The following is a 12,105-nucleotide window of genomic DNA, read 5'->3' on the forward strand; positions in this document are numbered from 1 at the left end:
GGCCTACTCCACGACCTTGGGCACCTGGAAATAGTTCTCTGCGGTCATCGGTGCATTGGCAACGATCTTGTCGGCGATATTGCCGTCATTAACGACATCGGCGCGCTTTTTCATCGCCATCGGCGTCACGGACGTCATCGGCTCGACGCCATCGACATCCACTTCCGACAATTGTTCAACGAAACCGAGAATGCCATTGAGCTCGCCGGTCATCCGCACGGCCTCGTCTTCGCTTACGGCCAGACGGGCCAGCCGCGCCACACGTTTGACAGTCGCCACATCAACTGACATCACAGTCTCCAGTCATGAAAAGGTCATGCCCGCTATAAAGCCGCAGGGCCAAGCGCGCAACGGTCTTGAATGCGGGCATGGTTGAAAATCGACGTCAGATCGTCACGATCCCGCCGGGCGCCGGCACTTCCATTCGCGTTTTCGTTCCTTCCATGGCGCTGACGAACTTGTCGGCATTCGGCTCGAGCAGGCCGAACGTGCCATAGTGGCAGGGAATGACGGTGTCGAAGGAGAAATAGCGCTGGCAGGCCAGGGCTGCAACCGCACCGCCCATGGTGAAACGGTCGCCCACCGGAACCAGGCCGATATCGGGCTGATGCAGTTCGTTGATCAGCGCCATGTCACCGAAAATGTCGGTATCGCCCATATGCAGAAGCGTCGGCTCGTCATCGAAATGCAGCACGAGACCATTGGCATTGCCGAGCGCGTGCGAGACGCCATCCTCGGTCACATGAGCCGACGAATGCAGCGCATTGACGAACGTCACCGAGAACCCGCCCGTATGGATGGTCCCACCTGTATTGCCCGGATTGGTTTTTTTGACACCCTTCTTGCCGATCCAGGCGGCGAGATCGGCATTTGCCACCACCTCGGCATCCAGTTCGTTCGCAAGCGTGATCGCATCGCCGACATGGTCCATATGGCCATGGGTCAGGAGAATATGGCTGGCCCCGGCGACGGCAGCCTTGCGATCCTGATGCGAAAAGGACGGATTATGGCTCAAGAACGGATCGATGAGGATCACCGCATTCTTGGTTTCAAGACGGAAAGCGGAATGACCAAGCCAATGAATTTTCATCTTCTTCTCCCTGTTGGTTGGCAGGAAACTTAAGAGCCGTTGTTGCGAACCGCAATGAACATCGTGGAAATTTTAAACTCCAACAGCATCAAGCTGTTGAAAAACCTTCCACCTTGAGAAAGTACCTCGCCCAGCGCGGATCGATGGCCGCGAGGAATTCTGCCCGATCCTGTCGGCTCGCTTCGGTCCCGCTGTCACTGCTTCTAGCGCAGCTTCGCGACAGTTCCGCGAACACGTCATAGAGCAGCTGGTCGGCAACGGCCGAACTATGCTCGAACAGCGCCTTTCCATCCTTCATCCGCACATAGTTATAGTCGAACTTCTCGCGGAAGACATAATCGCCATCACCGGCAAACGGTGGTGAAAAGGATGGCAAGAGCTCCGGATCGATCCCGTGCCGGCTCGCCATGTCGCGCAGGAGGTGTGCCAGTTGCGGCGGATCGAGAAGCGGGCGGTCCGGATGTTTCCAATGCGGCAACCCGTCGTCCGGTTCAGGCTCTGCCGGCTGTTGCCTTTGGGATTCACGCTTCGGCGCAACCGGTTTCGGTTTCATCTCAGGTTTGGGCTTTGCGATGATGGCGCCAATCGCGATCGAGGCAAACCAGGGAATTGCCATGACGATCGAATAGAGCACGAACCCGAAGGCGAGATTGTTGCTGTTGCGCTCCGCCGATAGCGTCGGATCCATCTGGGAAACCAGCACGCCAAACAGGATGACAAAGGGAAGACTGAGAAAAACGAGCCAGACGCCAATGCGTCGCGAACCCGTTACATGCCTGCGGATCCACCATCCGCCGCAAAAGCCGGCCAGGGCCAGCACAATCGGAACTGTCCAACCAAACACGCATTTCCTCCTGTCCGGAAATTCTTGGTATCATGACCGCCAAGACGAGAGAAATGCAACCGATCGATTTGCCTCGTTGCCTTTGTCTGGCAAATTGTTAAGTGAACCAAAGAACGCTGTCCGGTTTTGCGGACATAAAGGATTTGAGAGGCGACCATGGCAATCCTGACGATCGACGAGCTGGCAACGACGCTCGCACCCGGCGATCTCGTCGCAGGTCTCGACCTCGGCACGACCACGATCGGGCTTGCGCTTTCGGACAAGGGACGCCGCTTTGCGACGCCTCGCCCGGTCATCAATCGCAAGAAATTCACGCTCGATGCCGAGGTGCTGCTGGCCTTTGCGGCGAAGGAAGAGGTCAGGGCCTTCGTGATCGGCCTGCCGATCAACATGGACGGAAGCCAGGGGCCACGTGCCCAGGCGACCCGCGCCTTCGTCCGCAACATGGAACAGAAGACTGCGATTCCCTTCGTTTACTGGGATGAGCGACTTTCGACGGTCGCCGCCGAGCGCGCGCTGATCGAGATGGATGTGTCGCGCAAGAAGCGGGCCGAGCGGATCGATTCCGCCGCCGCCTCCTTCATTCTTCAGGGCGCACTCGACAGATTGTCGTCGATCGCCAATGCCGGCTCCTTCTGACCCGTAAGCTTGCGGGCCTGCCACCAGGCGGCAATAGCCTTGCGACGGCGGAAGGCCATCAGGCCAGCGAGAAGAAACGTATCGACAATGATGGCGCGCAGAACCAGCGGCGGAATGCTTTCCGGCGGCAGGCCGAGAATATGGCCGTAAATCTGGAACACCAGATCATGCATCTGCCGTGTCAGGATCAGCAATCCGAAATTGATGTCGTAGTAGGACAGGCCGTACCAGCTGCCAAGAAGCACGATCGGCAAAGCCCAGAAAATCAGAACCCACTTCATCCACACGCCCCTGTCCGGTGTGTCCGCGGCCAGAGCCGCGGACACGTCCCCCGGTCAACAGCCGGAACATTCCGCTGTTGTGATGGCTTCGGCATCGTTGTCCCCGATCGCCGAAACCCGAACTGAAACGATCATGCGAACCGGTTGATCCGGTCTCTCAGGTCAGCGGGTTTTGCCTGCCACGAAACACAGGCTCTCCGACCAGACGGTCGAACAGCCCCATGAGCGCGAGCATGAACAAGGGCACGCTGAAATCCTTGGCGATGAAGGCCAGTGCGAAGCCGATTGCCGAGACTTTGAAAAGCCTTGCAAATGCCTGCGCCATCTGAGCCTCCTGCCCCGGTGATCGATGGGATCACTGTCACAGTTAACGGCTTGTCGCGCAACGTAAACCATTTGTTAAGGTTAATTTCGAAGCGGCAGCGGTGGAAAAACCGCCTTATCTCCCACCGGTGACATCGACGATCGCACCGGTCGTATAGGAAGCCGCATCCGACAGAAGCCAGATGATGGCTTCGGCGACCTCCTCAGCACTCCCGGGCCGACCGAGCGGCGTTCCCTTGCCCAGTCGCGCGGCGCGATCCGGCTGGCCGCCGCTAGCGTGGATGTCGGTATCGATCAGACCGGGCCGCACCGCATTCACGCGAACCCCGGCCGGACCGAGCTCTTTTGAAAGACCGATCGCCAGCGTATCGAGCGCCGCCTTTGCGCCGGCATAATCGACATATTCGTTCGGCGATCCGAGCCGCGCCGCAGCCGAGGAGACGAGCACGATCGAGCCGCCGGCCCCGCCCCTGTCGGTCGACATTGCCCGCGCGGCCTCGCGCGCCGTCAGATAGGAGCCGAGCACATTGATATCGAAGATGGTGCGCAACCGCTCGATGGACATGTCAGCGAGTGTCGACGATGGCGCGACGACGCCGGCATTGACGACCACGCCGGCAATATCGCCAAAGGCAGCGCGAGCGGCAGCAAAGAGCGCCGCCACATCCGCCTCCCGGGTCACGTCGCCGCGCACGGCAATCGCTCGCCCGCCCTCAGCCTCGATCCGCTCGACGACGTCGCGCGCGGCGGCATCATCCTGCCGATAGTTGATCGCGACGGCCCAGCCGCGCGCCGCAGCCAAGAGCGCCACGGCGCGACCGATCCCGCGGCTTCCGCCGGTAATGACAATGGCTTTCATTGTTCCTCTCCCCTTCAGGGATAGACGCCGCGAACCAGTTTGCGGACCGCCTGCCCCACCTTGTCCCAATCCTTGTCACTTGCAAGTGATATGCCGGCAAACCGGCCTCCCGCCTCGCCCGCAAGCACAAGATGCTGCACCATGCCGATGAGTGCGGCATTGATCACCGCAGGTTCTGCCCCCTTCGGTGCCGCCATACTGCCACGAACGCGATCGATCCAGTTGGCCAGCGCCTTCGATCGTGATTCCGAAAGCCGGCGCACCTGCGGCGAGTTTTCCGAGATCTCCCAGGCGATGATCTTCTTCATCAACGGGTCGCCGCGCAAGGCCTCCATGAAGAGCAACAGAAGCCGTTCGACGAGATCGCCATAGGTCAGCAGAAAACCGCCGCCGCTGTCGGGTGGCATCTTGTCTTCCACCCAACCGGCCAGCTCGACGCCGATCGCATCGACCAGACCATCCATGCCGCCGAAATAGCGGTAGATCAGCTGCTTGTCGCACCCGGCTCGCCGCGCCACCGCGTTGATGCCGAAATTCTGGAAGCCGCTCTCCGCCAGCAATTCCGAAGCGGCCCGCAGAATCCGGGCCTGGGTGGCCTCGCGGTTGCGCGGCGGCACCTCGGGTTGTTGCTTCGTCGCCAATATGCCTGCTGCCATGCCATTCTCCGGTTGATTCGTCGGCGCGAGATTAGGAGCCGCACCAGCTGGTGACAATTGCAGCCGGGCCGCCAATCCCGGGCTTTCAACAGCAAGACTTTCCATCCCTCGCTTTTTTTGCAATAGTCAGTTGCAGCACCGGAAACCACGCAGCGGCAGGCTTCTTTCCTGTGCCATCCCACCCTCGTCCCGTTCATTACGGGCACCCAGCATGATCAAGTGCAATCCAGGGCGAGGCAGTCGCCTCGCTTGCCTATTGCGGATCGACATCGGACGCCGACGACCATCGGCTCGATCCGGCGGAGCATGGAATGATAGACTTTCTGGCGCAACTGGCGTCACGCGAACGCAATGAAGATGCCGACCGGCATCTGGCCTATATCCTCACCTTCGTGGCCGGAGCCGTCAATGCTGGCGGCTTCATGGCCGTCCACCAATACACGTCACACATGTCCGGCATCATCTCGTCGATGGCCGACAACATGGTCCTCGGCGAAGGCCAGCTGGTGCTGGCCGGGCTCGGTGCCGTGCTTTCCTTCGTTGCGGGCGCCGCCGTCTCCGCCATCCTGGTCAACTGGGGCCGCCGGCGGAAGCTTCATGGCGAATATGCCCTGCCACTGGCCCTCGAGGCAGCCCTGCTCCTTCTCTTTGGCTTGGTCGGTGAACGTCTCGAACCGCAGGCCTGGCTCTATGTCTCCTCGACCGTGGCGCTGCTCTGCTTCATCATGGGGCTGCAGAATGCCATCATCACCAAGCTTTCGCACAGCCGCATCCGCACCACCCATGTCACCGGCCTGGTGACGGACATGGGGATCGAGATCGGCAAGCTCTTCTATTGGAACCTGTCGCCGCCCTTGCCGGGCCAGCCTCCCGTTCGCGCCGATCGCCAGAAATTGGCGCTGCTCGTCTCCATGGTCATGCTGTTTTTCAGCGGCGGCATTCTGGGCGCCACCGCCTTTCAGACATTCGGCTTCGTCGCAGCCGCAGGTCTTGCCGCCATCGTCGCGCTGATGGCAGCCTTTCCGGTGGCACGCGACATACGGACGTTCTTCAGCGGAATACGCTAACGCGATCCCGGTCAGTGCGCGGCATCGGGATAGAGAAGATCGATGATGAACCGCGCATCGTATCGGCTGTCGATCATGCCATAGGTGTTGCGCCATCCGCCCGCGAGCCGGGAATCAAGGAAGGCATCGGCCACCCTGCCGGCCCCGAGCCGCTGCAATTCGGCGGCTCCGGCAGCGAGCGCCAGCTGTTCGACGAGGAAACGCGCCGTCCCCTCGTCACGCTCGGCAAGCGCAAGGGCAGCCCGCAGCACATCGACCGATTTGCTGCCGGTCGGGCCGAGATCCCTTTCGAGGCCGGCGAAGAGAATATCGAACTGGCCCCGGTCGCGGGCAAGCACGCGCAGCACGTCGAGCGCCATGACATTGCCCGACCCTTCCCAGATCGCATTGACCGGCGCCTCGCGATAATGGCGGGCGATCGGCCGTTCCTCGACATAACCGGAACCGCCAAGGCACTCCATCGCCTCATAGATAAGCGATGGCGCGATCTTGCAGACCCAGTATTTGATCACCGGCGTCATGATGCGTTGATAGGCAGCGTCTTCCTCGCTCTGATGCGCGGTATCGAACGCTTGGGCGAGCCGGAAGGAAAGTGCTGTGGCGGCCGCCACATCGAGCGCCATGTCGGCGACGACCCGCGTCATGAGCGGCTGGTCGATCAGCATCTTGCCGAACACCGAGCGGCCGCGAATATGATGCACGGCTTCGGCCAGCGACGCGCGCATGATGCCGGCCGAGGCGAGCGCACAATCGAGCCGCGTCAGCGTCACCATCTCGATGATGGTGCGGATGCCGTGATCGGGCTGGCCGAGCAGGAAGCCGTAAGTGTCGGAAAATTCCACTTCGCTCGACGCATTCGAACGGTTGCCGATCTTGTCCTTGAGGCGCTGGAAGCGCAACCCGTTGCGACTGCCATCCTCGAGCAATCGCGGCACCAGGAAGCAGCCCATGCCTTCGCGGGTCTGGGCGAGCATGACGAAGGCATCGGCCTGCGGTGCCGACATGAACCATTTATGGCCGGTCAGCCGATAGATGCCGTCGCCCACCTTGTCGGCGACCGAACGGTTGGCGCGCACATCGGTACCACCCTGCTTCTCGGTCATGCCCATGCCGAGAATGACGCCTGCCTTCTCCTGCGCCGGCTTGTTGGACGATTCGTACTTGCGACCGACGATCTTCTCGCTCCAGCTCTTGAACAGCAGCGGATTGGCGCGAATGGCCGCAAGCGAAGCAGACGTCATCGTCAGCGGACAAAGATGGCCGCATTCGAGCTGGGCGGTCAGAAAGAAGCGAACGGCACGGGCGCGATGGCGCAGCCCATTTTCTTCGGGCCGCCCTTCCCAGATCGAGGAAGCAAGCCCGTTGCCGATCGAGCGCCGCATCAGCGCATGCCAGGCGGGATGAAAATCGATCACGTCGAGCCGCTCGCCGCGCGGACCATGTGTCCGCAGTTTCGGAGGGCTCTCATTGGCCATGCGGGCCAGTTCCTGCGCCTCGTGCGCCGTGACATAGCGCCCAAGCGCCTCGAATTCGTCGCGCGTGGCCTTGCTCATAGCACTGGAAATATCCACCAGCAGCGGATCGGAGCGATAGGCATTGATGCCGCTCCAGGGTTCCGGCTGGTTGAGTTCTTCCGGCGTCAGGTCGATATTCTTTTCCATGGTGCAGCCTTAGGCAGATTCGGCATTCCATGCACTAGGGCCAATAGCCCTGTCACACAATCCCTGTTGAAAATCGGATCGGCTCTGTTACCGGCCATCACTGGTGTGGATGGGCCGATTTTCCTCAACATCAAGCCTTGCCCCGCGTTCGCGTCACTTCTATAGACCGAGCAACTTTCTGGAAGGATCCGCGCTCATGGTCTTTTTCCCGCATCGGCATCTCCTCGGCATCAAGGGTCTGACCGAACAGGACATCACCTTCCTCCTCGACAAGGCCGATGAAGCGGTCAAGATCTCCCGCCAGCGAGAGAAGAAGACCTCCACGCTGCGCGGCCTGACGCAGATCAACCTGTTTTTCGAAGCCTCCACCCGCACCCAGAGCAGTTTCGAGCTGGCCGGAAAACGCCTCGGTGCCGATGTGATGAACATGTCGGTCGGCAACTCGTCCGTCAAGAAGGGCGAAACGCTGATCGATACGGCCATGACGCTGAACGCCATGCGGCCGGACGTGCTGGTGATCCGCCATTCCGCTGCTGGTGCGGCAGCGCTCCTCGCCCAAAAAGTGTCCTGCGCGGTCGTCAATGCCGGCGACGGCCAGCATGAGCATCCGACCCAGGCGCTTCTCGATGCGCTGACCATCCGGCGCGCCAGAGGCAAGCTCTCCCGCATCATCGTCGCCATTTGCGGCGACGTGCTGCATTCACGCGTCGCGCGATCGAACATTCTGCTCCTTAACGCCATGGGCGCCCGCGTCCGGGTCGTGGCGCCCTCCACGCTTCTGCCCTCCGGCATTCGCGAAATGGGCGTCGAAGTGTTCCAGGACATGAAGGAAGGGCTGAAGGATGCCGATGTGGTCATGATGCTTCGCCTGCAGCGCGAACGCATGTCCGGCGCCTTCGTCCCCTCGGTGCGCGAATATTTCCATTTCTACGGTCTCGATGCCGAAAAGCTGAAGGCCGCGAAGGACGATGCACTCGTCATGCATCCGGGGCCGATGAACCGCGGCGTCGAAATCGCGTCCGAGATTGCCGATGGTCCGCAGAGCGTGATCGGCGAACAGGTCGAAATGGGGGTCGCCGTGCGCATGGCGGTGATGGAAGCCCTGCTGCTGTCGGAAAATGGCGGAGAACGCGCATGAGCACCCTGGTTCTGGACAATGTCCGCATCATCGACCCCTCGCGCGGTCTCGACGAAGACGGTGCGATCATCGTCAAGGATGGCATCATCGCCGAAGCGGGCCGCGGCGCGCTCAACCAGGGTATTCCCGAAGGCGCCGTTCGCCGCGATTGCCGCGGGCTGGTCGCAACGCCAGGCCTGATCGATGCGCGAACCTTCACCGGCGAACCGGGCGGCGAACATCGCGAGACGATTGCCTCGGCCGGACGCGCCGCTGCCGCCGGCGGCATCACCTCCTTCATCATGATGCCCGATACCGATCCGGTGATCGACGACATCGCGCTTGTCGAATTCGTCCGCAAGTCGGCCCGCGACACTTCGCCCGTCAATGTCTATCCCGCAGCGGCCCTGACCAAGGATCTCGCCGGCGAGGAAATGACCGAGTTCGGCCTCCTGCTCGAAGCAGGGGCCGTCGCCTTTTCGAACGGCCGCAAGCCTCTTCACAATGCCCAGGTGCTGCGCCGGGCGCTGACCTATGCCCGCGATTTCGGCGCGGTGATCTCGCTTGAAACTCGTGACAAATATCTCGGCGCCGGTGGCGTGATGAACGAGGGGCTGCTCGCAAGCTGGCTCGGCCTGTCGGGCATTCCGCATGAAGCCGAGATCATTCCGCTCGAGCGCGACCTCCGTATCGCCGGTCTTGCCAATGGCCGCTATCATGCGGCCCAGATCTCCGTTCCCGGCTCGGTCGAGGCAATGACCATGGCGCGCGCGCGCGGCGTCAAAGCCACCTGCGGCATCTCGATCAACAACCTGTCACTCAATGAGAACGACATCGGCGAATACCGCACCTTCTTCAAACTCTATCCGCCATTGCGGGCAGAAGATGATCGCAAGGCGATGGTCGAAGCGCTCGCCCGTGGCGAAATCGACATCATCGTCTCGTCGCATGATCCGCAGGATGTCGATACCAAGCGCCTGCCCTTCGGTGAGGCAGAGGACGGTGCGATCGGGCTCGAAACCATGCTCGCAGCAGCGCTTCGGCTCCACCATGACGGTTCGGTGCCGCTGATGCGCTTGATCGATGCCATGTCGACGAAGCCGGCCGAAATCTTCGGTCTGCCCGGCGGCACGCTGAAGCCGGGTGCGGCTGCCGACATCACCCTGATCGACCTCGATGAGCCGTGGATCTGCGTGAAAGAGCAGCTGGTGTCGCGTTCGAAAAACACCCCGTTCGAAGATGCTCGCTTCTCGGGCCGGGCGGTGGTGACCTATGTCGGCGGCAGGAAGGTTTTCGACCTGAACGGCTGATCCGTAATCTGACAATTGCGAAAGCCGATTGACGACCGCGCCGAATTTGGGGAAACCAGTCGTCAGCATCCTTAATGCCGATGGGGGGAACATTGGAAGCTCTGACCACCTGGAACATTGCGGCCGTGCCCGCGATCATCGCCGCCGTCATGGGTTACCTGTCCGGTTCGGTCCCGTTCGGACTGATCCTGACCAAGCTCGCCGGTCTTGGCGACGTGCGTGCCATCGGCTCCGGCAATATCGGCGCTACCAATGTGCTGCGCACCGGCAACAAGGGACTTGCAGCCGCAACCCTTCTGCTTGACGCCCTCAAGGGCACGGTGCCGGCGCTGCTTGCCAGCCATTTCCTGGGCCTCGAAGGCGGCGTGATTGCCGGTCTTGCCGCCTTCCTCGGCCACATCTTCCCCGTTTGGCTCAATTTCAAGGGCGGCAAGGGTGTGGCGACCTATATCGGTGTCATGTTCGGCCTCAACTGGCAGATGGGCCTTCTTTTTCTTCTTGTCTGGATTGCAACCGCTGCAATCACACGCTACTCTTCCTTGTCTGCATTGGTGGCCATGGTTGTGGTTCCGCTGGTGCAGTGGGCGGCCGGTGATCACAAGGTGGCGGTTTTGGCCGCACTGATGTCCGTCATCGCCTATGTCAAGCATGGCGCAAATATCCAGCGCCTGCTCACAGGGACTGAAAGCAGGATCGGCAAGAAGGGATAGGATCTTTGATCTCGGCAGGCGCATCGAAATCCATCGCGCTTTCCGATCGTCAGAGACTGGCCTGGCTGCGCCTGATCCGTTCCGACAATGTCGGTCCCGTCACTTTCCGTGAACTCATCAACCATTGCGGCTCGGCGGAAAACGCGCTCGACATGCTGCCGGAACTTTCCCGACGCGGCGGCGCGCTGCGCTCGATCCGTGTGACCTCCGTGGCCGATGCCGAGGCCGAACTCGAAGTGGCAAGGCGTTTCGGCGCCCGTTTTGTCGGCATCGGCGAAGCCGATTATCCGCTCGCTCTGCGCCAGATCGAAGGTGCCCCGCCACTGATCGCGATCCGGGGCGACGCCAAGGCATTGACTGCGCCTGCGGTCGGCATCGTCGGTTCGCGCAACTGCTCGATCGCCGGCGCCAAATTCGCCAGCCATCTCGCCCAGGAAATCGGTCGCGGCGGCTATACGATCGTATCGGGTTTTGCTCGCGGCATCGATGCGGCCGCCCATACGGCGAGCCTGTCGACGGGAACGGTCGCGGTGCTCGCTGGTGGTCTTGATCGCCCCTACCCGCCTGAAAACCAGTCGCTTCTGGAGCGGCTCTATCAGGAACGCGGCATCACCATCTCCGAAATGCCATTCGGCTGGGAACCGCGGGCGCGCGATTTCCCGCGCCGCAACCGGCTGATTGCCGGCATCGGCCTCGGTCTGGTCGTCATCGAGGCTGCGATCCGCTCCGGTTCGCTGATCACCGCCCGAATGGCCGCCGATTTCGGACGCCAGGTCTTTGCTGTCCCGGGCTCGCCACTCGATCCGCGCTGCCAGGGCACCAACAATCTCTTGAAACAGGGCGCTTCGGTTGCAACCGAAGCCGACGATATCCTCAGCGCATTGGCTCCCTTGACCCGGATGGATCTGTTCTCGACGCCGGTTGCCGAGGAACCGCCGGGCAGCGACGACGGATCGATGGAGCCGCCGCCGAGTGATGATGATCGCGCCCGCATCGTCGAGGCGCTTGGACCGACGCCGGTCGAGGTTGATGATGTCATCCGCCATACCGGCCTGCCGGCGCAAAAAGTCTATCTCGCGCTCTTGGAGCTAGATCTTGCCGGCCGGCTTCATCGCCATCGCGGCGGACTTGTATCCATCGACCTTCCCCTGGGCTGAGCTGCCTTCGCCCAGAAGATCACAGGCCTCGGTGAAGGCCATTTCGAGCAGGTACACCAGAAGTTCGGCCCTTTCCGAGCGGGCGACATGTGTCAGTTCACCCAGCATCTGTTTCACATAGGCAATGCGTTCCCGCGACGTTGGCATTGTACCGGCGTTCAGTTCGACTTTGGTCATCTCGCGCCACATATACTCTAGGTTGTATATTTAACATAAAATCTTCCACACGTCGAAAACCATAAATAAACATATCATTAATTGCAACACAATTGTATTCCCACTTAGGTTGTATCGCGTTGTATCAGGATTTTGCCCCGGTAGGCCGAGAGTTTCAGGGCAATGAAAGGATATTCAGCCTTTGCGCATTGCAATCACCATCAAGGCAAGGCT

At 61.1% G+C, this 12,105-nt stretch carries 15 protein-coding genes; 6 read left to right on the forward strand and 9 right to left on the reverse strand.

The genetic code is table 11. The annotated features are described in order from the left end of the window. Nucleotides 1-3 precede the first annotated feature (3 nt). From gatC to Q4481_RS03805, 3 genes are all read right to left on the reverse strand, one after another. Nucleotides 4-291 carry an Asp-tRNA(Asn)/Glu-tRNA(Gln) amidotransferase subunit GatC gene (gene gatC, locus Q4481_RS03795; RefSeq protein WP_304374956.1) on the reverse strand — a complete coding sequence of 96 codons (288 nt, stop codon included), beginning with the start codon at nt 289-291 and terminating at the stop codon, nt 4-6. 94 nt (nt 292-385) lie between these two features. Further along, entirely contained in the window at nt 386-1,090 is a 705-nt protein-coding gene (locus Q4481_RS03800) for a metal-dependent hydrolase (RefSeq protein WP_304374957.1), read from the reverse strand. 88 nt (nt 1,091-1,178) lie between these two features. After that, nucleotides 1,179-1,934, reverse strand: coding sequence for a hypothetical protein (locus tag Q4481_RS03805; RefSeq protein WP_304374958.1), 756 nt, complete (start codon nt 1,932-1,934; stop codon nt 1,179-1,181). 156 nt (nt 1,935-2,090) lie between these two features. Between Q4481_RS03805 and ruvX the strand changes: the two genes are divergently transcribed. Beyond that, nucleotides 2,091-2,573: a Holliday junction resolvase RuvX gene (gene ruvX / locus Q4481_RS03810; protein WP_304374959.1), complete on the forward strand. Its 483-nt coding sequence runs from the start codon at nt 2,091-2,093 to the stop codon at nt 2,571-2,573. Here the strand turns inward: ruvX and Q4481_RS03815 are convergent. The 4 genes from Q4481_RS03815 to Q4481_RS03830 all read right to left on the reverse strand — a co-directional run bounded on the left by Q4481_RS03815 (nt 2,522) and on the right by Q4481_RS03830 (nt 4,693). Then, nucleotides 2,522-2,854 carry a DUF6105 family protein gene (locus tag Q4481_RS03815; protein WP_304374960.1) on the reverse strand — a complete coding sequence of 111 codons (333 nt, stop codon included), beginning with the start codon at nt 2,852-2,854 and terminating at the stop codon, nt 2,522-2,524. The genes ruvX and Q4481_RS03815 overlap by 52 nt on opposite strands. A gap of 157 nt (nt 2,855-3,011) precedes the next feature. Then, nucleotides 3,012-3,179 carry a hypothetical protein gene (locus Q4481_RS03820; protein ID WP_304374961.1) on the reverse strand — a complete coding sequence of 56 codons (168 nt, stop codon included), beginning with the start codon at nt 3,177-3,179 and terminating at the stop codon, nt 3,012-3,014. Between the two features lie 114 nt (nt 3,180-3,293). Then, the gene (locus Q4481_RS03825) at nt 3,294-4,037 is read right to left on the reverse strand and encodes an SDR family oxidoreductase (protein WP_304374962.1); all 744 of its coding nucleotides are present in this window, start codon (nt 4,035-4,037) and stop codon (nt 3,294-3,296) included. 14 nt (nt 4,038-4,051) lie between these two features. Beyond that, the gene (locus tag Q4481_RS03830; protein WP_304374963.1) at nt 4,052-4,693 is read right to left on the reverse strand and encodes a TetR/AcrR family transcriptional regulator; all 642 of its coding nucleotides are present in this window, start codon (nt 4,691-4,693) and stop codon (nt 4,052-4,054) included. A gap of 311 nt (nt 4,694-5,004) precedes the next feature. Between Q4481_RS03830 and Q4481_RS03835 the strand changes: the two genes are divergently transcribed. Continuing rightward, nucleotides 5,005-5,760: a YoaK family protein gene (locus tag Q4481_RS03835; protein WP_304374964.1), complete on the forward strand. Its 756-nt coding sequence runs from the start codon at nt 5,005-5,007 to the stop codon at nt 5,758-5,760. 11 nt (nt 5,761-5,771) lie between these two features. Here the strand turns inward: Q4481_RS03835 and Q4481_RS03840 are convergent, their stop codons facing one another. Next, nucleotides 5,772-7,421 (reverse strand): acyl-CoA dehydrogenase family protein, encoded by a 1,650-nt coding sequence (locus Q4481_RS03840; protein WP_304374965.1) that lies wholly within the window; start codon nt 7,419-7,421, stop codon nt 5,772-5,774. Nucleotides 7,422-7,617: 196 nt separating this feature from the next. On the opposite strand from Q4481_RS03840, the gene Q4481_RS03845 reads away from it, so the two are divergent. The 4 genes from Q4481_RS03845 to dprA all read left to right on the forward strand — a co-directional run bounded on the left by Q4481_RS03845 (nt 7,618) and on the right by dprA (nt 11,715). Continuing rightward, a complete protein-coding gene (locus tag Q4481_RS03845; protein ID WP_304374966.1) occupies nt 7,618-8,559 on the forward strand; it encodes an aspartate carbamoyltransferase catalytic subunit in 942 nt (313 codons plus the stop codon). Beyond that, on the forward strand, nt 8,556-9,848 hold the full coding sequence (locus tag Q4481_RS03850; protein WP_304374967.1) for a dihydroorotase: 1,293 nt from the start codon (nt 8,556-8,558) through the stop codon (nt 9,846-9,848). Before Q4481_RS03845 ends, Q4481_RS03850 begins: the two co-directional genes overlap by 4 nt. Before the next feature lie 80 nt (nt 9,849-9,928). Next, nucleotides 9,929-10,558: a glycerol-3-phosphate 1-O-acyltransferase PlsY gene (gene plsY, locus Q4481_RS03855; protein WP_377353257.1), complete on the forward strand. Its 630-nt coding sequence runs from the start codon at nt 9,929-9,931 to the stop codon at nt 10,556-10,558. Between the two features lie 5 nt (nt 10,559-10,563). Further along, the gene (gene dprA, locus Q4481_RS03860) at nt 10,564-11,715 is read left to right on the forward strand and encodes a DNA-processing protein DprA (RefSeq protein WP_304374968.1); all 1,152 of its coding nucleotides are present in this window, start codon (nt 10,564-10,566) and stop codon (nt 11,713-11,715) included. Here the strand turns inward: dprA and Q4481_RS03865 are convergent. Next, a complete protein-coding gene (locus tag Q4481_RS03865; RefSeq protein ID WP_304374969.1) occupies nt 11,647-11,892 on the reverse strand; it encodes a hypothetical protein in 246 nt (81 codons plus the stop codon). The genes dprA and Q4481_RS03865 overlap by 69 nt on opposite strands. Nucleotides 11,893-12,105 lie beyond the last annotated feature (213 nt).

It is taken from the genome of Fluviirhizobium alvei, from assembly GCF_030551875.1.
Lineage (GTDB): Bacteria > Pseudomonadota > Alphaproteobacteria > Rhizobiales > Rhizobiaceae > Rhizobium_E > Rhizobium_E alvei.

What these genes read in the sequence shown, in the direction of transcription:
- gatC (WP_304374956.1), bottom strand. Translation starts at nt 291, where the DNA reads ATGTCAGTTGATGTGGCGACTGTCAAACGTGTGGCGCGGCTGGCCCGT.
- Q4481_RS03800 (WP_304374957.1), bottom strand. Translation starts at nt 1,090, where the DNA reads ATGAAAATTCATTGGCTTGGTCATTCCGCTTTCCGTCTTGAAACCAAG.
- ruvX (WP_304374959.1), top strand. Translation starts at nt 2,091, where the DNA reads ATGGCAATCCTGACGATCGACGAGCTGGCAACGACGCTCGCACCCGGC.
- Q4481_RS03815 (WP_304374960.1), bottom strand. Translation starts at nt 2,854, where the DNA reads ATGAAGTGGGTTCTGATTTTCTGGGCTTTGCCGATCGTGCTTCTTGGC.
- Q4481_RS03820 (WP_304374961.1), bottom strand. Translation starts at nt 3,179, where the DNA reads ATGGCGCAGGCATTTGCAAGGCTTTTCAAAGTCTCGGCAATCGGCTTC.
- Q4481_RS03825 (WP_304374962.1), bottom strand. Translation starts at nt 4,037, where the DNA reads ATGAAAGCCATTGTCATTACCGGCGGAAGCCGCGGGATCGGTCGCGCC.
- Q4481_RS03830 (WP_304374963.1), bottom strand. Translation starts at nt 4,693, where the DNA reads ATGGCAGCAGGCATATTGGCGACGAAGCAACAACCCGAGGTGCCGCCG.
- Q4481_RS03835 (WP_304374964.1), top strand. Translation starts at nt 5,005, where the DNA reads ATGATAGACTTTCTGGCGCAACTGGCGTCACGCGAACGCAATGAAGAT.
- Q4481_RS03840 (WP_304374965.1), bottom strand. Translation starts at nt 7,421, where the DNA reads ATGGAAAAGAATATCGACCTGACGCCGGAAGAACTCAACCAGCCGGAA.
- Q4481_RS03845 (WP_304374966.1), top strand. Translation starts at nt 7,618, where the DNA reads ATGGTCTTTTTCCCGCATCGGCATCTCCTCGGCATCAAGGGTCTGACC.
- Q4481_RS03850 (WP_304374967.1), top strand. Translation starts at nt 8,556, where the DNA reads ATGAGCACCCTGGTTCTGGACAATGTCCGCATCATCGACCCCTCGCGC.
- plsY (WP_377353257.1), top strand. Translation starts at nt 9,929, where the DNA reads ATGGGGGGAACATTGGAAGCTCTGACCACCTGGAACATTGCGGCCGTG.
- Q4481_RS03865 (WP_304374969.1), bottom strand. Translation starts at nt 11,892, where the DNA reads ATGACCAAAGTCGAACTGAACGCCGGTACAATGCCAACGTCGCGGGAA.